General features: G+C 50.3%; 20 protein-coding genes, 1 tRNA gene and 1 other RNA gene. 9 read left to right on the top strand and 13 right to left on the bottom strand.

Annotated features, from left to right (window positions below; genetic code table 11):
* The first annotated feature begins 27 nt into the window (after positions 1-27).
* From ACIHKT_RS07580 to nagA, 4 genes are all read left to right on the top strand, one after another.
* Positions 28-1,101 carry a MupG family TIM beta-alpha barrel fold protein gene (locus ACIHKT_RS07580; RefSeq protein WP_404352253.1) on the top strand — a complete coding sequence of 358 codons (1,074 nt, stop codon included), beginning with the start codon at positions 28-30 and terminating at the stop codon, positions 1,099-1,101.
* A gap of 93 nt (positions 1,102-1,194) precedes the next feature.
* Positions 1,195-1,677 (top strand): PTS glucose transporter subunit IIA, encoded by a 483-nt coding sequence (locus tag ACIHKT_RS07575; protein WP_157658980.1) that lies wholly within the window; start codon positions 1,195-1,197, stop codon positions 1,675-1,677.
* A gap of 60 nt (positions 1,678-1,737) precedes the next feature.
* On the top strand, positions 1,738-2,487 hold the full coding sequence (nagB, locus tag ACIHKT_RS07570; RefSeq protein ID WP_174192829.1) for a glucosamine-6-phosphate deaminase: 750 nt from the start codon (positions 1,738-1,740) through the stop codon (positions 2,485-2,487).
* A gap of 3 nt (positions 2,488-2,490) precedes the next feature.
* The gene (gene nagA / locus ACIHKT_RS07565) at positions 2,491-3,627 is read left to right on the top strand and encodes an N-acetylglucosamine-6-phosphate deacetylase (RefSeq protein ID WP_086036373.1); all 1,137 of its coding nucleotides are present in this window, start codon (positions 2,491-2,493) and stop codon (positions 3,625-3,627) included.
* Between the two features lie 15 nt (positions 3,628-3,642).
* On the opposite strand, the gene ACIHKT_RS07560 is transcribed toward nagA, so the two are convergent.
* From ACIHKT_RS07560 to ACIHKT_RS07550, 3 genes are all read right to left on the bottom strand, one after another.
* Positions 3,643-3,825 (bottom strand): hypothetical protein, encoded by a 183-nt coding sequence (locus ACIHKT_RS07560; protein WP_086036371.1) that lies wholly within the window; start codon positions 3,823-3,825, stop codon positions 3,643-3,645.
* 96 nt (positions 3,826-3,921) lie between these two features.
* On the bottom strand, positions 3,922-4,095 hold the full coding sequence (locus ACIHKT_RS07555) for a GrpB family protein (RefSeq protein ID WP_086036370.1): 174 nt from the start codon (positions 4,093-4,095) through the stop codon (positions 3,922-3,924).
* Between the two features lie 138 nt (positions 4,096-4,233).
* Positions 4,234-4,310, bottom strand: a tRNA-Val gene (locus ACIHKT_RS07550).
* 158 nt (positions 4,311-4,468) lie between these two features.
* Here ACIHKT_RS07550 and ACIHKT_RS07545 point away from each other — a divergent pair.
* Positions 4,469-5,323, top strand: coding sequence for a patatin family protein (locus ACIHKT_RS07545; protein ID WP_157658979.1), 855 nt, complete (start codon positions 4,469-4,471; stop codon positions 5,321-5,323).
* A 49-nt stretch (positions 5,324-5,372) separates the two neighbouring features.
* Here the strand turns inward: ACIHKT_RS07545 and ACIHKT_RS07540 are convergent, their stop codons facing one another.
* The 7 genes from ACIHKT_RS07540 to ACIHKT_RS07510 all read right to left on the bottom strand — a co-directional run bounded on the left by ACIHKT_RS07540 (position 5,373) and on the right by ACIHKT_RS07510 (position 11,351).
* Complete coding sequence (locus ACIHKT_RS07540) at positions 5,373-6,125, bottom strand: class I SAM-dependent methyltransferase (RefSeq protein WP_086036365.1); 753 nt, start codon at positions 6,123-6,125, stop codon at positions 5,373-5,375.
* A 44-nt stretch (positions 6,126-6,169) separates the two neighbouring features.
* The gene (locus ACIHKT_RS07535) at positions 6,170-7,015 is read right to left on the bottom strand and encodes a metal ABC transporter permease (RefSeq protein WP_174192835.1); all 846 of its coding nucleotides are present in this window, start codon (positions 7,013-7,015) and stop codon (positions 6,170-6,172) included.
* Positions 7,012-7,755, bottom strand: coding sequence for a metal ABC transporter ATP-binding protein (locus tag ACIHKT_RS07530; protein ID WP_086036363.1), 744 nt, complete (start codon positions 7,753-7,755; stop codon positions 7,012-7,014). The genes ACIHKT_RS07535 and ACIHKT_RS07530 overlap by 4 nt, the downstream gene beginning before the upstream one ends.
* A gap of 61 nt (positions 7,756-7,816) precedes the next feature.
* The gene (locus ACIHKT_RS07525; protein ID WP_086036361.1) at positions 7,817-8,710 is read right to left on the bottom strand and encodes a metal ABC transporter substrate-binding protein; all 894 of its coding nucleotides are present in this window, start codon (positions 8,708-8,710) and stop codon (positions 7,817-7,819) included.
* Positions 8,711-8,839: 129 nt separating this feature from the next.
* An RNA gene (rnpB, locus tag ACIHKT_RS07520) (RNase P RNA component class A) lies at positions 8,840-9,189 on the bottom strand.
* Between the two features lie 168 nt (positions 9,190-9,357).
* The gene (locus ACIHKT_RS07515) at positions 9,358-9,873 is read right to left on the bottom strand and encodes a YcxB family protein (protein ID WP_086036359.1); all 516 of its coding nucleotides are present in this window, start codon (positions 9,871-9,873) and stop codon (positions 9,358-9,360) included.
* Positions 9,874-9,908: 35 nt separating this feature from the next.
* Positions 9,909-11,351 carry a nicotinate phosphoribosyltransferase gene (locus tag ACIHKT_RS07510; protein ID WP_086036357.1) on the bottom strand — a complete coding sequence of 481 codons (1,443 nt, stop codon included), beginning with the start codon at positions 11,349-11,351 and terminating at the stop codon, positions 9,909-9,911.
* 399 nt (positions 11,352-11,750) lie between these two features.
* Between ACIHKT_RS07510 and ACIHKT_RS07505 the strand changes: the two genes are divergently transcribed.
* From ACIHKT_RS07505 to ACIHKT_RS07495, 3 genes are all read left to right on the top strand, one after another.
* Complete coding sequence (locus tag ACIHKT_RS07505) at positions 11,751-12,011, top strand: helix-turn-helix domain-containing protein (protein WP_086036355.1); 261 nt, start codon at positions 11,751-11,753, stop codon at positions 12,009-12,011.
* A gap of 288 nt (positions 12,012-12,299) precedes the next feature.
* On the top strand, positions 12,300-12,926 hold the full coding sequence (locus ACIHKT_RS07500) for a potassium channel family protein (RefSeq protein WP_404352247.1): 627 nt from the start codon (positions 12,300-12,302) through the stop codon (positions 12,924-12,926).
* 13 nt (positions 12,927-12,939) lie between these two features.
* The gene (locus ACIHKT_RS07495) at positions 12,940-13,623 is read left to right on the top strand and encodes a TrkA family potassium uptake protein (RefSeq protein WP_086036351.1); all 684 of its coding nucleotides are present in this window, start codon (positions 12,940-12,942) and stop codon (positions 13,621-13,623) included.
* Positions 13,624-13,719: 96 nt separating this feature from the next.
* On the opposite strand, the gene ACIHKT_RS07490 is transcribed toward ACIHKT_RS07495, so the two are convergent.
* The 3 genes from ACIHKT_RS07490 to ACIHKT_RS07480 all read right to left on the bottom strand — a co-directional run bounded on the left by ACIHKT_RS07490 (position 13,720) and on the right by ACIHKT_RS07480 (position 17,272).
* Positions 13,720-14,961 (bottom strand): hypothetical protein, encoded by a 1,242-nt coding sequence (locus tag ACIHKT_RS07490; RefSeq protein WP_086036350.1) that lies wholly within the window; start codon positions 14,959-14,961, stop codon positions 13,720-13,722.
* Positions 14,962-15,996: 1,035 nt separating this feature from the next.
* Positions 15,997-16,197 carry a hypothetical protein gene (locus ACIHKT_RS07485; protein ID WP_157658978.1) on the bottom strand — a complete coding sequence of 67 codons (201 nt, stop codon included), beginning with the start codon at positions 16,195-16,197 and terminating at the stop codon, positions 15,997-15,999.
* A gap of 328 nt (positions 16,198-16,525) precedes the next feature.
* Positions 16,526-17,272 (bottom strand): M48 family metallopeptidase, encoded by a 747-nt coding sequence (locus ACIHKT_RS07480; RefSeq protein WP_086036344.1) that lies wholly within the window; start codon positions 17,270-17,272, stop codon positions 16,526-16,528.
* Between the two features lie 295 nt (positions 17,273-17,567).
* Here ACIHKT_RS07480 and ACIHKT_RS07475 point away from each other — a divergent pair, with 295 nt between their 5' ends.
* The gene (locus tag ACIHKT_RS07475; protein WP_086036342.1) at positions 17,568-17,999 is read left to right on the top strand and encodes a MarR family winged helix-turn-helix transcriptional regulator; all 432 of its coding nucleotides are present in this window, start codon (positions 17,568-17,570) and stop codon (positions 17,997-17,999) included.
* Positions 18,000-18,013: the final 14 nt, after the last annotated feature.

Below are 18,013 nucleotides of genomic sequence, written 5' to 3'. Positions count from 1 at the left end.
AAAATTCATTTCAATGGAGTGTCAGTCATGAATGGCTTTGGAATTTCCTTATATCTTAGCACTGGCTTGGACCGCAATGCGGCAATTTTAAAAAAAGCGCACCGCGCCCATATGCAGTATGCTTTCACTTCCCTGCAGATTTCCGAAGAAAATACGGAAAATAAAATGGAAGAAGTCAACAGCCTCCTGAAACTCTGCAAGGCATCCGGGATTTCGCTGATTGCGGATGTCAGTCCGTATACGCTGAAAAAAATGGGGTGTAGCAGCTTTCAGAAGCTGAAAAAAACAGCCATTTCTTATCTCAGAGTGGACTATGGCTTTTCGTGTGAGGAGCTGGTGGAACTTTCCAAAGATTTTCACCTGGTCTTTAATGCCAGCACGCTCAAGGACGACGAAATTGCTGAGCTGCAACGACTGCACGCTGATTTTACAAAATTCAGCGCCTGCCACAACTTTTATCCTGAGCCGCTGACCGGATTATCGGCCGAACGGGTGAAAAAAACCAACGAACGTATGCACAGCCTCGGAATGAAAACGATGGCTTTTGTAGCGGGGGACAGTTCGCTAAGGGGACCTTTGTATCAAGGGCTCCCTACTCTTGAAAAGCAGCGCAACAGCCATGTACTGCTGAATATGCTCCAGCTTTTTCAGGAGTGTGACACGGACATCTGTCTCGTGGGAGATATCGATGTAAGCGACATGGCATACCGGCAGATTCAGGAGCTTGCGGAAGGATATATCAGTCTGCAGGCCGAAATAAAGCCGGAATATTGTTTCCTTACCGAGAGGCTTCATCATGACCGTCCGGATTCCAGTGATTATGTGATCCGGTCCCAGGAATCGAGAAAATATGTTTCAGAAGGCAGGACGTTTCCCGCCGAACCGCTATGCAGGCCGAGAAAGAAGGGAAGCATTTTTGTAGCAAATGCAGACTACCTGAGATATGCTGGCGAACTTCAAATCGCACGGCGAGATCTGCCGCCGGAGGCGAAAGTAAATCAGGTTGGCACTGTGAATTCTGCATGTTTGCCATATCTTTCCTATATCCGAGATGGCATGGGATTCCAATTCGTTTTGCCGTCTTCCTCAAAAATTAGCTAATATCGTGTGAATTCCAATTTATGCGTATGCCGGGATACGGCATACAGTCCTTTAAAAACACTCAGAAAACAGTTGGAAAGGATGAACAGTCAGATGAAATTGTTTCAAAAGTCACAGTCCGCCCATGTCATCTTAGCACCGCAGACAGGGAGGGCTGTTGCACTTACGGAAATTCCGGATCCAGTCTTCTCCGGCAAAGTCCTGGGCGATGGTGCTGCTGTGATTCCGTGCGGCAGTCAAGTGCTTGCGCCTGTCACGGGGACTGTTGTCCAGATTGCTTCCACTCTCCATGCAATTTGCATGGAGAGTGATGACGGCCTTGACATTTTGATTCATTTGGGTCTTGATACCGTCAATCTGAAGGGAAGAGGCTTTCAGTGCCATGTCCAGACAGGCCAGCACGTCAAGGCAGGCACTTTGTTGATGGAAATGGATGTGGAGCAGATTCGGAGCGCCGGGCTTAACCCGGTGACTCTGTGTATTATTACCAATATGGAATGCGTCCGAGAATTGACGTCCTATACCGGCAAAACCGAGGCGGGCAATACCGTACTGCTGTCTTATGTCCGTTCCTAGGCCGCATGGTTTTGCGGTTCGGGCAGAAATTTGGCAATATCAACAGGGAGAATACACGTTATGAAGATATTAGAAGCATCAAACTATGAGGGGATGAGCCGCAAGGCGGCCAATATCATTTCCGCTCAGGTCATTCTGTTTCCGCGCAGCGTCCTGGGCTTGGCAACAGGCTCCACGCCGCTCGGCATTTACCGTCAGTTGATTGACTGGTACCAGAAGGGCGATATTGACTTCAGCCACGTGACGAGCGTCAACCTGGATGAATACTGCGGCCTTGGGCCGGACGATTCGCAGAGTTACCGGTACTACATGAATACGAATTTTTTCCGCCATATCAATATCCGCACGGAGAACACTTTCGTGCCGGATGGGCTTGCGGAGGATTTCGAGGAGGAATGCCGCCGATATGACGAAAGAGTTTCCGCCCTCGGAGGGATTGACCTGCAGCTGCTGGGAATCGGTGAGACCGGCCACATTGGGTTTAATGAGCCGGATGATACTTTCGACAAAATGACCCACCAGGTTGCCTTGAAGCAGAAAACTATCGAGGCCAATTCGCGCTTTTTCAAAAGTCCAGACGAAGTTCCCCAATATGCCCTGACCATGGGCATTAAGGCCATCATGCAGGCAAAGAAGATTCTGCTTGTTGCCAACGGGCCCAAGAAGGCGGATGTGTTGGAAAAGGCACTGTTTGGGCCGGTTACGCCGGAAGTTCCGGCATCGATTCTCCAGCTTCACCCTGATGTCACCGTTGTGGCGGACAGCGAAGCTCTGCGCGCCATCCATGAAAAGCATCCTTCGGGGAAATAAGCTATGATTTTAAAAAATGCAACAATCTTTGATGAAAATTTTGAATTAAGAAAGGCGGATATTGCCGTCTGCGGCGACAGAATCAGCCGGATTGGAAATGGCCTGGAGGGAGACGACTGCCGCGACTGTTCCGGATGTGTGGTTTCTCCCGGCTTCGTCGACATTCATATTCATGGATGCGTAGGAGCCGATACCTGCGACGGAACACGGGAAGCCATTGGAAAAATGGCGGCCCATCTACTGACGGAGGGCGTAACTTCTTTCTGCCCGACAACCATGACGGTTCCGCTTACGCAAATTCGGAAGGTGCTTTCCGTCGTTCGGGACTGTATGGAGCATCCGCCGAAAGGCGCGGCTGTCTGCGGCGCTAATCTGGAAGGCCCATATATTTCCGCTGAGCGGAGGGGCGCCCAGAAGGAGACCGACATTCGGAAGCCGGACTGGAAGGAATTCCGGGAGCTTTATCAGGAGAGCGGAGGCATTATCAAACTGATCGATATGGCGCCGGAATGCGAAGGCGGACAGGAATTCATCCGGTACGTCAGTCCGTATTGCAGGGTGTCTCTTGCGCATACCGAAGCGGATTACGGGACGGCGAAGCAGGCGTTTCAAAACGGGATTACCCATGTGACGCACCTGTTCAATGCGATGACTGGGCTGCACCACCGGAAACCGGGGGCGGTCGGCGCTGTGTTTGACGACAGTAGCGTCCGGGCGGAGCTGATCTGCGACGGGTTCCACATTGCCCCCGCAGTGCTGCGGATTGCTTTCCGTCAGCTCGGGGAAGACCGAACGGTAATCATAAGCGATTCGATGCGCGCAGCAGGAATGCCGGACGGGGAATCGGAACTCGGAGGACAAAAGGTATTTGTGAAAAATGGCCAGGCTCGCCTGGTGGACGGCACGATTGCCGGTTCGACGGCGAACCTTCATCAGGAAGTGAAAAACTTGATTCGGTCCGGAATCCCAGTGCGGCAGGCGATAAAGTCTGCGACGATGAACCCAGCCCGTGAAATTGGCCTGGAACAAGAAATTGGGAGCATCCAAGTAGGAAAAAGGGCTGACCTCGTCATTATGAATCAAAACTGGGACATTGCGGCTGTCATCCATAATGGATGGCAGGTGCAAAACAATACGTAGAACATTCGGAACAATTCAAGCAAGGGCAAAATGAATCAGCCCGAGACGATCGGAATTAAGAATCTCAGGCTTTGCCGTTTGGAATGCTTTTCCTAAGGCGCGCAACACCATTGGAACTGCCAAAGTGTCATCCATTTTATGAAGCACGCCACTGCACATTTTCTGAAGAAAAGCAGAAGAAATCAAAGAATAAATCATGAGAAAAAAGCCCAGCGAAAGCTGGGCTTTTTTGTTGCAAATATGTGAAGTGTGAATAGATACAGGAGTTGCGCGTAATGGAAATTCCTTGTATACTTATTCTATAGGCTTAGTTGGAATATTATGAATTGCCGTACTTCCTATGTGCTGTATGTCTATAATATTATCGCTCCAAACCGCTTCAATCTCACTTTTAACTTGATGGTATTCACCACCCCATTTTTCATTATGGGGAAGTAGCCTTACTTTATATCTCTCTACGCCTTCCATAGCATATCTCCATCAACTTCACTTATTACACACTGGCGAAACCATCTTCGGAGTTAGAGTAATCTTATTTTTAAAAACAGTTCTCATCTATAAATAACAAGGCGAGTTGTGAAAACAACTCGCCTTGTTATCAATTTTTGGTGGACGTTACAGGACTCGAACCTGTGACCTTCCGCACGTCAAGCGGATGCTCTAGCCAGCTGAGCTAAACGTCCATTTCTCAACAGCACTTGTATATTATATCTCATGTTTCGGGAAAATGCAAGCTTTTTTCAAAAAACAAACGAAATGACGCGGCTTGTATTCCTTTGGGTATTCTTCTATAATAGAAATAGAAAAATGAAAATAGAAAAACAATACAGGGGGAATGGCTGTGTCTACAGGACTGGTGCTGGAAGGCGGCGGCCTGCGCGGTGTTTATACGGCGGGCGTGCTGGACGAATTTATAAAAAACAAGATTCAATTTCCGTCGGTCTATGCGGTTTCAGCTGGTGCCTGCTGTTCCCTCAGTTATCTGGCCGGTCAGTATGAGCGCAATAAAAATATTTTTTACCGCTATGTGCCGGATGACCGTTATGTCAGTTTTAAAAATCTGCGTACAACGGGTTCGCTGTTTGGGTTCGATTTCATTTTTGGAGAACTGTTCCACACGCTGGACCCATTTGATTATGATGTGTTCCGCAAATCCAAAGTAAACCTGATGGTCGGCACAACCGACTTGATTACCGGTACGGAATCCTATTTTTCCAACAAAGATATGGACGACCGCTTTCTGCCGGTGCAGGCTTCCAGCTCCCTGCCGTTCTGGTCGCCGATTGTTTGGATAAACAACCACCCGTATATGGACGGCGGCCTTGCTTCTCCGGTCCCGTACGAGCGCTCCATGCAGGATGGAAACGAGAAGAATGTCGTTGTGCTGACGCGTGACCTTTCCTACCGGAAACGCTTTGGACCGGATTATCCGCGTGGCTTGATTCATGTGCACTACCGCGGCTATCCGAATTTTGTCCGCACACTGGAACGCCGCGGAGATGTTTATAACCGCCAGATGGCCGTTATCCGCCAACAGGAACGTGCGGGCCGCATGGTCGTTATCCGGCCGACTTCTCCCATTAACTTGGGGCGTTGCGAGAAAGACGCGGAAAAATTGCTGAAAGTGTATCATCTCGGCCGGCGGGACGCTGCGGCTAAACTGCCCGCGGTGAAAAAACTTCTAATGGAAAAATAGCCAAATAAAGAACGGAGAATCGCTTGTATCTGCGAGTTCTCCGTTCTTTTTATTTAACAGTTTTTGTGGCGTAAAAGGTCGGTACATGGAAGTCGTGCAGGCGGCCTTCACTGTTGATGTCCTCATAAATATCCGTCAATGTAAAACCGGCCTGCAGCTGTCCGCCAATTTCCTCCTCGATTGTGTGGGAAAACTGAATTCCCCAGTCGTTTTCAACGGAGGTTTGGTAAAGCGCCTTGTCTTTCAGCGGATTGAACGGCAGTTTGCATGCAAAGTCTGTTTCCTCTTCATTGAAAACATAATTGATGCCGTTGTCAAAGCCCGCCAGCAGGATGCCGCCCTTTTTCAGGACACGGAAGCACTCTTTCCAAAGCGGCAGAATGTTTTCAATATAGCAGTTGGAAACCGGGTGGAAAATGAGGTCAAACGAATCGTCCGGCAGGGGCAGAGGATGTGACATATCGGCCCGTATCACTTGAATGACGTAGTGTTCGCGCTGTGCCACCATGCGCTCACTTTGCAGCTGCGCGCTGGAATAGTCCAGCACCGTGCATTCCGCACCGGCGGCTGTAAATATAGGCATTTGCTGACCGCCGCCGGACGCAAGGCCGAGCACTTTTTTGCCCTTTAGGTTTCCAAACCAGCTTTTGGGGACCATTTTCATGGGGGTGAGCTGTACGGACCATTTTCCGGCTTTGGCATTCTCAAAGGCTTCATGAGAAATAGGCTGTCCCCATTCCCAGCCGTCGTGTACCCATCTGTCTACGAATGCGGCGTTTGATTTTGTGTAGCTTTCATTCATTTTTATCACCTGCTTTTAGAATTTGAATATATACTTTGGTACCTTTAGGCGCGTTCGGAGCGTTTTCCAATAAAAAACGAAAGGAAGAAAATAACGGCCGCGACCAGTACGATTGTGCCGCCTGTAGCTGTGCCGGTGTAGTAGCTGATAATTAGGCCGGAAATGCCGGATACCAGGCTGATGCCAATGGACCAGAAGTGATAACTGCGCATGGAATGGGCGAGGTTACGGGCAGCTGCCGCCGGCAGCACCAAAAGGGAGTTGATAAGCAGAATGCCTACCCACTTAATGGTGGAAGTCACCAGCACGGCGACCAAAACAACAAAGATGTTCTGCAGGAGCCGGACCGGGATGTTCTTGCTGGCGGCGAGGTCGGCATTGACACTGGTCAGCAAAAACGGGTTAAAGAAGAGAATCCACAGCAGAATGACCGCGGCCAACAGCACAGCCAGCAGGGCGATTTCCTGCGGCTGTACCGTCAGAATGTCGCCAATTAGGTAGCTGGAGTATTTGGCAAAGCCGCCGGTTGCGGAAAGCAGAACAATGCCCAGTGCCATGCCGACGGACGCAAAGACGCTGATAATGGTGTCGGCGCTGGAAGTGCCGCTGCCGATAACCGCCGAAATGCCCAGCGCGAATAATAGGGCGAACCCCATCATAGACAGCAGGTAGTTGTCCGTACCCAGCAGGACGCCAATCGCAATACCGGTCAGGGCCGAATGGCCGAGCGCATCGCTGAAAAAGGAGAGCTTGTTATTGACAATCATGGTGCCCACCAGACCGAACAGCGGCGTGATGAGCAAAATGGCCAGCAGCGCATTTTTCATATAGACAAATTCTGTCCAGTCAAAAGGCAGGATGGTGTCGATAAATGAATAAATGGCATTCAATGGAAATCACCTCCCGCCAGTTTCAAACCGAACGCTTCCTGCACAGCGTCAGTTTTCATTACCTCAGCGACCGGACCGCTGACCACAATGGTGTGGCTGATGAGCGCGGCACGGGTTGCGTATTTCATTACATGGGAAAGGTCATGCGAAACCAAAATAATCGGCATTTCATGCTGTTTGCGCATATGTGTAACAAGGTCGTAAAACAATTCGATGCCCTTGCGGTCCACAGCGGAAACCGGTTCATCCAGCAGCAGCAGGTCCGGCATGGGGTGCAGGGCAAAGGCAAGCAGTACACGCTGCAGTTCGCCGCCGGAAAGCGCGCCCAGCCGTTTGGGCAGCAGGTCCGGTGAACCGCCCACGCGCCGCAGCATTTCCGCGGCAAAGTCACGCTGCTCTTTGCGGTGGCCGAGCCATACCGGAAAATGGGTTAGGTTGGCGCACAGCATATCCTGCACAGTCACAGGTGTGGCTCGGTCAAATACTAGGTTTTGCGGGACATAGCCAATATGCGGGTCCGTCAGTTTTTTGCCACCGGCATCGTGGAAAGTGATGGTGCCGGTGTAGGGAATACGTCCCAACAGCGCCTTGAGCAGGGTGCTTTTTCCGGCACCATTCTGGCCGATGAGGGCCATGATTTCGCCGTGGTGTACGTCCAAATTCACATCATGCAAGATCTGCGCACCGTGGCGGCGTACGCCCAAATTCCGAATGATGGTGTTGCATTTACAGGTTGTCATGGTAGAATCTCTCCTTGTACAGAACAAATAGCCAATCGGGCGGGGGAAAGGTCCCGCCGCTCTATGCCAGCGCCTTTTGCAGCGTTTGTGTATTTTTCTCCATGGCCTTTAAATAAGCGTCACGGTCATAACTGCCGGTCACAGCCGGGTCCAGTTTATAAAAAGCGGCGCCGCTTTCCTGCGCGATAATCTGTGCGGCGGACTGTTCGTACTGCGGTTCCGCAAAAACCGCCTTTACGCCGCTTTGCCGAATCATGCGGATGGTTTCCGCAAGTTCTTTGGCACTGGGCTGGCTGTCCGGTTCCCGCTGAACGGTCTGTACGATGTTGAGGTGAAATTCCTTGGCGAAATACGGAAAAGCCTCGTGAAAGGTAATGATGTCCCGGTGCGGCAGGTGGTCCAGTTCCGTATGCATACGGGTGCGCAGGGTTCGCAGCTTTTTTAGGTAGATATCAGCATTGGCACGGTATTGTGCGGCATGGGGCGGGTCCGCCTTTTCCAGTCCGGCGGTGATATTCTGTACCTGCTGCATATAGTTGCTGATGCTTACCCACAGGTGTGGGTTGACTTCACCGGTCTTATCCGTGATGTGAGATACACCGGTGCTGCTGTCCAGCACGGTCAAATGGGGCAGCTGGTCGGTTACGCGGGACATGAAGCTTTCCATGCCGGCACCGTTAATAATGAATAAGTTTGCCTGTGACAGAGCCTGCATATCGGCACTTTGCAGCTGATAGTCGTGCAGGCAGCCGGTTTGCTGGCCGGCCATGTTGTCCACCTGCACGCCCTGTATGCCATTTGTAATATTGATGGACATAATATATACAGGGTAAAAGGAAGCCATAATGTGGAACGACGCCTTTTGCGCAGGGCGGCGCGCACAGCCTGCGCAGGTACCCAGCAGCAAAACTGTCGCCAAAAATGCAGTAGTGATTTTTTGAAGGAACTGTTTCATAGCAACACACACTTTCTAAATGCAAATAATTTGCATTCCCGAGTATAGCACGGCAAAAACGGGATGTCAAGAAGGGGTGGCAAAGAAAAAAGCAAAATAAAAAACCGCTGGGAATATTCCCAAGCGGTTTTTGTGACCAAACCTATAAGCCGGGTTCTGTTTAGACGGTCATCTATCTTGGCCGGGCGTTGCCGCCGCGGCTCAGTGCCACCTTCCCGGGACGCGCCGGGCCGACGCTTTGTGTCCCTCTGCGGTGTTGCTCCGGATAGGGTTTGCATAGCCGTCAGGTCTCCCTGACGCTGGTGAGCTCTTGCCTCGCCTTTCCATCCTTACCGCGGAAAACCGCGGCGGTCGTTTTCTGTTGCACTTTCCCTGGGGTCGCCCCCGGCGGCTGTTAGCCGTTATCCTTGCCCTATGAAGCCCGGACTTTCCTCGGAAGTTTGCTTTCGCGCATCCCCCGCGGCCGTCCAGTTTGCTCACAACTTCTTTATTATAGAAGAAAGTTTACGGCGCGTCAAGGGCCGACAGGCAGTTACCTCAGGATGCCATAGCCGCCGACTTCCTGAAAACCAATGTGTTGATAAATGTGGCTGCCTTTTTTCTTCACTTTCTGCTAAATTTCCAAAAAGCAGGTGGCTTTTGGAAATTTAATGGTAAATATATTTTACACGAGGGCATTTTTGACAAATAAGCTGCTGAAAAGTTTCCGTCGTTCCAAGGGTGAAGCCATCTTTTGCGGCGACAACCGCGATAGACTGCTGAACAACCAAAATAATAAGATTTTTCGTTTCGTTAATCTGTGTAATCTGTGTGTAGTCAAAGAATGACTCACCGCTGTTGGAGGACGTTACCCGAATACGGTCAGAAAATGACGTTGTCACTTCCCGTGGCTTGCCACCGTTTACAAGCAGCTGCTGTTTATATCCGCGCTTCGCCAGCGTATTGCGCAGAAGAGGTGTGTAAAAGAACATAAACACAGATAAAACCAGACAGACAATGAACGGAACCGTTTCTTGTTCTGCGAAAAAGCAAACCGCTACGGCTGCCAGCACGGAGGCTGTAATCAGTGCCACAGCCTTTGCTCCTTTGCGGAAAACTGCGTTAACATATTCCCGGTAGAGTTCCGGTGACCAAACAATATGGCTGACAAAAAGATTTTCCATAGATACTCCTCATTAGGCGGGGGGTGTTTTTCTTGTTAATAGGTATATTCGTCCAACATTTTCTGTTTGATGTCCCACAGCGGACGGGAGAGGTCCACATAGTAGCGGTGCGGGTTGTCAAAGCGGAGCACTTCATCCCACAGGGTACCCACCTGCTTTGTGCACTCATCCTGCAGCTGCTTCAGAGTCTTTTCCTTGGCAATGCACTTGCCATGGTCGAAAATCTTCTTACGCAGCGGGACAGCATGGAAGTTAGTGATTACCTTGCGTTTCCAGACGTGCACGGGGTCGAAAATCTCATACGGTTTTGTGTCGTCAATGGTTTCGTTGTACAACGTGATGACATCGGCAATCGCCTTGCCGCTGGTGCGGTCGAACAGGCGCCACAGTTTTTTAAAGCACGGTGTGGTGATTTTGCTGACATTTTCACTGACCTTGATTTTCGGGGTAATATTACCGTTTTTGTCTTCTACGGCGGACAGCTTGTACACGCCGCCGAAAACCGGATGGCTGCTGCTGGTAATGAGCCGTTCGCCGACACCGAAGGAGTCCACCGGTGCGCCTTGAATCAGCATATCCTGAATTAGATGCTCGTCCAGAGAGTTGCTGGCACAGATTTTGCAGTCCGGGAAACCGGCATCGTCCAGCATCTTCCGGGCCTTTTTGGTCAGATAAGTAATATCACCGCTGTCAATGCGAATGCCGGCAGGACGGTAGCCGCGCGGGAGCACTTCTTCATTGAAGATTTTAATGGCGTTCGGTACGCCGGATTTCAGTACGTTATAAGTGTCGACCAGCAGGGTGCAGGCATTGGGATATTCCCGGGCATAGGCACGGAAAGCGTCCTCTTCGCTGTCGAAAAGCTGTACCCAGCTGTGTGCCATGGTGCCCATGGCCGGAACACCGAAGTCACGGTCGCAGATGGTGCAGGCCGTGCCGCAGCAGCCGCCAATATAGGCAGCACGTGCGCCCAGTGTGGCGCCGTCGGCACCCTGTGCCCGGCGGGAGCCGAACTCCATAACCGGGCGGCCCTGTGCGGCGCGCACAATTCGGTTAGCCTTGGTGGCAATCAGGCTTTCGTGGTTAATGGTCAGCAGAATCATGGTTTCAACAAACTGAGCCTGAATAACCGGCCCGCGCACGGTCAAAATCGGTTCACCGGGGAAGATGGGCATGCCTTCCGGCACAGCCCACACATCACACGCAAAATGGAAGTCCTGCAGGTATTGCAGAAAGCCTTCACTAAAAATTCCGCAGCCGCGCAGGTAGGCAATGTCCTCCGGCTCGAAGTGCAGGTTCTTTAGGTAATCCATCATCGGCTGTACACCCGCCATAATCGCAAAGCCGCCGTTGTCCGGTACCTCACGGAAAAACATATCAAAATAAGCAATTCGGTCCTTAAAACCATTGTTAAAGTATCCGTTTGCCATTGTGATTTCGTAAAAGTCTGTCAGCATGGTCAGGTTCGTTTTTTCCATGATGTTTCCTTTCGTTTTAAACGGTTATCTATTCTGTCATCTTGTGAGATTGCTGCATACTATAAAAAGGAAGTGATAATGCCCCTATTATATCAAAAACGAGAGAGAATAACAAACAAATTTTCATTTTTTCAACAAAAGCCATGCAATAGGAAGAAAAAGACGTCACTTCGTATTTTTTCAATATAAATAGTCATAATAGTAGACATTATTTGTGCAAATTATGAAAAAATATTGTTAATATCCTTGCATTGGGGCCAAAATTCGATTATACTATAAATGAATTTATTTGTTATGACCGTGTTCCTACTAAAATCTGATTGTATGCGGCCGTGCGCTCTGGCTGTCAGCTGTGCCCGGCTGCTTTGGCAATCTGCTGAAAACAGGAGATGAACGAAATTGAGATTACGCAAGCAGGCGCTGGGCAGCCGCAATTTGGTAGGCGCCCGCGTGGAAGCAACCCGCAAAAGCGAAGGGATGAAACAAAAAGAGCTGCTGGCACAGCTGCAGGTGCAGGGGGTAGATATGAACGCTTCCGGCCTTTCTAAACTGGAAGGTCAGCTGCGCTATGTTACGGATTTTGAACTGGTAGCGCTTGCCAAAGTTTTCAACGTCTCAGTAGATTGGCTGCTGGGGCTGACCGACAAACGCGAACCGTAAAATTAAATGAGCAGGAGTCGCTTTTTGTCCCACAGACGGAGCACTGGGCGGCCTACTTTATCTGTATTTTCTGCGCCCCGTTTCCTTTTGGAAGCGAGGCGCTTTTTGTGCCTAATAGAAAGTATGGTGGCCATCTTGCCATTTTAGGTAGGCTGTGCTATGATAATGGCATTCTTCTTTCATATGGTTGTTATAGTATATCAAAATGTATATAGTCCCCGGCGGCGTTCAGATACCTGAAAAAGGAGAACGGCTTTTACGGGCTGGCAGGGAGGATGAACAAAAACTATGAACGTGTTGGTAATCGGATGTGGGCGCCTGGGTGTCCGTCTGGCGGCCATGCTGGACGAACGTGGCCATGAGGTCGTTGTGGTCGATGAGTCCGCTGGTGCATTGGAACGCTTGCCGGATAGCTTCAGCGGACAGTCCATTACTGGAATGCCCATGGACATGAGTGTCCTGAGAAGTGCTGGCATTGAAAATTGTGACGCGGTCGCGGTGGTTACGCCGGATGATAATTTGAACATTACCATTTCACAGGTGGCGCGCGAATTTTTCCACATTGATAATGTAGTGGCCCGCATCAGTGACCCTATGCGGGAAAGAGTTTTTGCAGCGTTTGGGCTGCACACAGTCTGTCCGACTAAGATGGCCTGCGCGTCGCTTTACAATGCACTGACAGAACCATGGGAGAGCCGGGAGCTTACGTTTGGTACAGCGACCGTTTCTTTCCGTGTTTGGGCAGCTGACCATATGGTCATTGGGCAGCCGCTGTCAAAGGTACCACATTTTCAAGACGAAACGGTCTTTGCGGTGGTTCACCGCAACGGCCGTCTGGAGCTGGCGGATGCTGTCAGCAAAGAACAGGAAATTACCATGGGCGACCATATCATTCTGGCGTCTATAGCGGACTAAGGGGGCAGGCAAGATGAATATTGTCATCATGGGCGGCGGAAAACTGGGCCGTCAGCTGGCCCGCAATATGCTGGACCGCAAATGCACGGTACATTTGATTGAAAAAAACAAGGCACGCTGTATGTGCCTTGCGAATGAACTGGACATAGAGATTATCTGCGGTGACGGTACAGAGCTGGAAGTCCTGCAGCGCGCCCGGACCAAGGATGCCAATTGCTTTCTGGCGGTCGGCGGCAGTGACCAGGACAACTTGGTCGCCTGTCAGCTGGCACGGCGGGAATTTGGTGTGCAGAAGGTCATTGCCCGCGCGAATGACCCGCGGAACCTGCCGGTACTGCGGACACTTGGTACAGAAATTGTAGTCAGCAGCACCGAAATTATCACAAACCTGATTGAACAGCAGGTGGACATGGCGGAAATGCGTTTGCTGGCAACCCTAAACAAGGGCCGTGCGGCTATCTGCGCGGTGACGCTGCCGAAAAACACACGGTTGCGCGGTGTCGCTCTGAAAAACCTGAAGCTGCCGAATGGCTCATTGGTTATTTCTGTCGTTCGGGGCGAAAAAATGGTTGTGCCAAACGGTGAAACAATTTTTCAGCCGCTGGACGAGATTGTGGCTGTCTGTGAAGGAGATTCGCAGGCAAAGCTGCAGGATCTGTTAACGGCAATCACTACCAAACAGAGTGTGACTCACTAAATAAAACAGCAAAGCGGCGGCAGTGGTTGAAACTGCCGCCGCTTTTTAGCGAACCGTACAGGCAAAGACTTGATAAAAGGGATGCTTTTGTATACTTTATTGGCAGATAAATGAAATGATTTCAGACCATGTCTGCTGCATTTTGTGGAACTGGCGGTTGTGCTCCGGCACTTTTTCCGCATAGTGATGCATGTCCGTATACAGATTATGAAAATCGCTGTTGTTGAAATAGGAGCAGACGTAGGGGAGGGACTGCTCCAACCCGGTCAGGGAATTTTTCATAATCTCTGAAAAGTTTTCCGGCTGCGTCAGGTATGTATACAGTGGCTTGTAGCGTGCCCAGCCGATGCAGGCTTTGTAAAAGCGGTTATTGACTTCTACCGAGTCATACAGAGAAATCTTTTCCAGCGACAGCGGCAGAACACCTTTCAGCAGCGAGCCGTAAAAAGAGAAGCCGTCGTGAAATGTGTAAACGGGAATCCGCTTAACATTATAGTTGCTGAGGCAGGTGCTTAAAATACTGTCCTCACCGCGCGCGCCCGGCGGATTGTAGAAGGGCAGTACCCGCTCCGGGTTTGTCAGGTTGATGCCGATGTTGCTGCCGCTGATGAACTTGGCACCGTTTACTTCCGGCACCAGCTCTGCCTGATGTGTACTTAAAACATTTTTGTCCGCGTAAGTGACGCCGCCGCAGCGAATCAGCCGGCTGACGTCTTCCCATTTCAGGACGTCACTGCTCAGTGCGTCGGTGAACTGGTGGAAAATGTTTTCCGGCAAAATACCATCAAATTCAATCGCCGGGACCGGCGTTAGGTAGCCGCAGTGGTAACCATAGGTAATGTCAGAAAACTGCAGGTACTTAATGTGTTCCTCCATAACGTGCTGGCCGCTCCACAGGGTAGCGCCGCCCGATTCCGTTACGGCAAGCGGATATTCATCATCGTCCAGAAAAATCAGGCCGTCCACCTTTTCCCGCAGTGCCTCAAATAAAATGATATTTCGCTGTACGGCATAGCCAGTGCCGAACGCCTGGCCAACCTCTTTCGAGGAAAGACCGGTGTCTTTTGCCAAACGGTCCTTTTCGGCCTGAATATCCTCCGGGCCGATAAACCGGCAAATGTGAAATGTCTGCCGCTCTTCCTCCGTCAGATTGTCGTAGTCCGCTCTCGTAGTGTTGCTGTAAGAGGGGTCGTAAGCGACAAACAGGGAGATAAGCATGTTGTGGTCATATAGAAAGTTGGTTTCCTGCAAATGATAGATATATGCGCGCAGAACATTTTGAAAGCCAATGCGTCCTGTAGCGAACCCAATCGCTACGTGAATTATTCCGTCGACCATACTTGTTCCTTCTTCCATATTATAATATACCTATCCTATTATATAACTCGGCGGATAAAAATGCAAAAATTGTAATTTCGGTGAACAACCGAACAGGCCCTTGGCAACCGGACAGCCGACTTCACTTTCCACAAATTGTATTGTAAGCATTAAACCTTCGCCGTGTATGTCCTTTTTCGGTGCGGTAGATAAAAAAAGAAGCAGAGATTTTTTGGTATCTATTTCTTTACACTCTCATACTATAGTATGGAAGCAGGATGAATGTAAGGCTGGCGACTGTATTTTCGGTGCATGAACCAACAACAGAAACAGTTTAATAAATCAGCGGCCGATGCAAAGCGGATACAAATAATCCGAAGGAAATTTGCATTCCGGAACGGGGGAAAGCGCAGAAACGACACACGGGAATAACAACCGGCATACAAAAAACAGCGAACAGCGGATGCGACGGAGTCAGCCACAGCGTTCGGATAGCTCTGGAAACGGCGAGTCTTTCCTGCTGTGTTCGGCTTTTTAAAGGACAGAATAGTGTTGTCATCCTTTTGCAGGAAAGAAAAGGAATATGCATAAATAGCTGTGTGAAAATGCGGAATACCAAAAAAAGCAGAAGGAATTTCCATGAAAGCCTGATACGGGCATTCAGCATGGCACTGCTTTCAGCGAAAAATCAGACCGAAAATTCCGTATTTTTACCGTAAAAAGTAGGGAATCAGCTATGCCAAGGCAGCTTTTGCTGTTTTGAAAGAAAAGCAGAGAATGCTTTCCCCAATGTATACAGTTTTTCCTCCTATTGTTGAAAGCGAATATTGCACATTTACGTCTTGCATTTTTAAAAAGATATGGTTATACTATAGTGCAGGACAGGGACGTTCATGACAGATATTGTACATGGGCGCCTTTCCTTTTACAGAATCGTCCGGTCCGGGCTTTTACAAAAAGCACGTTTCCAGCGGGCTGCGGCGGCGGACAACAGTGCGGCAGACCTTTTGCGAACGGAGATAAAGGACTTGGTTTCCTTTTTCCGTGCGCAGGTTTTTAGGCCGCCTTGTCCATCGTCGGCCCGGGCAGCGGTGCTTTTCCCTGCAGAGACGGAAAGACGACGAACGCTGGTACGGTTTCCGTACAGGACGCCGGCAGCATGAAAGGCTTGTCCAATGGCGGTACGTCCCATCTCGGTACACAGCGAATGCTGTAGAGGTCCTGCTCGTAGGCAGCCGAAACGTGTCCTGCCTGCACATCTTTTGCGGCAGAGTCCGGCTTTTTGCACGGTCCCCGAAAGGGGAGACCAGCAGCTTGGATTTTCCCCGAAAAAGTGCGGCGGCAGGTACTGCGGTTTTGGTTTATGCGGGTTTTCAGGACATTTGATTATAGCAGAACTGTATAGCACTGACGGATTGTGCCGACCTGACAATCTGGCTGTTGACGAAAAGACTTTTCCGTTTCGCGGCAATTTATGCGGCGGGAAAAGTCCTTATTCCGAACTGAAATAAGCTCCGGGCAGAGGAACTGTTTTTACATTCCTGTATGCCGGGGCTTTTTTGTTGCCTTTTTGCCAAAAATGCAGCTATTCATTATAAAAAACAGCGTAAGCTGGACTTTTCAGCAGCTGTGTCTGCTGCCGGTAATCTGGTATAACGCGTTCCAGTTCCGCGTAAAACGCGCGGGAATGGTCCGGATGCAGAAAATGGACATATTCATGCAGGACAACTGCCTGCACACAGAAAGCAGGTGTTTCCAACAGGTGGGTGCTGAATGTGACTACATGCTTTGTCGGAATGCAGCTGCCCCAGCGGGAAATCATGCGGCGTACCCGCAGGGTAATGTTTTGTGGGAGACAGCGGTCTGCCAGCAGGTCCTGTGCCTGCAGGGCAGCCTGTGTAAAAATGGCTTGGCAGGTATCCCGCAGCCAGCGGTCCATTTGCGCTTTCCGCTTTTTGGCGGTTGACTCCGCCGGCACCCGCAGGAAAAGTGCCGCGCCCTGCCGCTGTACACTGGCAGGAAAACCGGTTTGAACCTGTAGTGTCAACATTTGTCCCAGTACACGAAACTGCTCGCCGCTTTCATATTGATGGACCGGAGGCTGCAGAACCGCACATTGTTTTATCCGCTCCCGTGCAGAAAGCAGGAAGCGGCTTTTTTTCTGCAAAATATGTTCCACTTCGGCCGCCGGCACCCATTCTGCGGCGGAAACAACAGCGGTGCCGTCGGTGCGGACGTGGATATTGATATTTTTGACAGGTTTCCGTACCAATAAATAAGGCATTTGTATTTCGCCGCAGCGAATACTGCCACGGACAACGGCATTTTCCATCGCTTTCGCTCCTTTTCTTCTATCTTAACACACGAGTGCTCCCAGGAAAAGTTCCACACGGGACTTGACAGTGCGCATTTCCCGAAACACTATGCATTATACACGATTCAGTACATAGCATTTCGCTGCAGACGAAATGAATACCGTGGACGTACGGCAAATGCGCTATGCCGAAAAAAGCAGTTGACATTTGTTTTAAAATTGTTTATAATACTTAATTATTCATGTACTGCAATTATTAAAGCTACTTTACAGTTGCGGTGCTGTCATTTTCAGGAGAGGGGGCGAGAACGTGATGAATGCCAAACACAGCAGACTGTTTGCGGCGGCCAGCAGAGTACGCAAAACCAGCGGGCGGATGCATCGACTGTCCGGCATTACACCCGGCGAGTGGTTTGTATTGTGCCATCTGTTGCATTTACAGCAGGAGCATGATGTGCGTGCCAGCGACCTTGGCCGCCAGATACACATGAGTCGCTCGGCCATCAGCCAAATGCTGCGCTCGCTGGAACAAAAGGGTCTAATAGAGCGCACAAACAGCGAACGTGACCGCCGTGTGGTGTATGTTCGCATGACGGACAGCGGCCGTGACCGCTACCAGGAGCTCACCGCGGTTATGGCAGAGAAAATGGACCGTGTGCTGGGCAGCCTTGGCGAAGAAAAAGAAGAACAGCTGACTTCACTGCTGAACGAGCTGGCCGATGCCATGCAGGACGAGCTGACATAACCACGGCAGTGCTG

Origin of the sequence: Caproicibacterium sp. XB2, assembly GCF_044880635.1 — a bacterium.
GTDB lineage: Bacteria > Bacillota > Clostridia > Oscillospirales > Acutalibacteraceae > Caproicibacterium > Caproicibacterium lactatifermentans.
The sequence above is the reverse complement of the archived record's forward strand: the minus strand, read 5'-3'. Positions and strand labels throughout refer to the sequence as shown.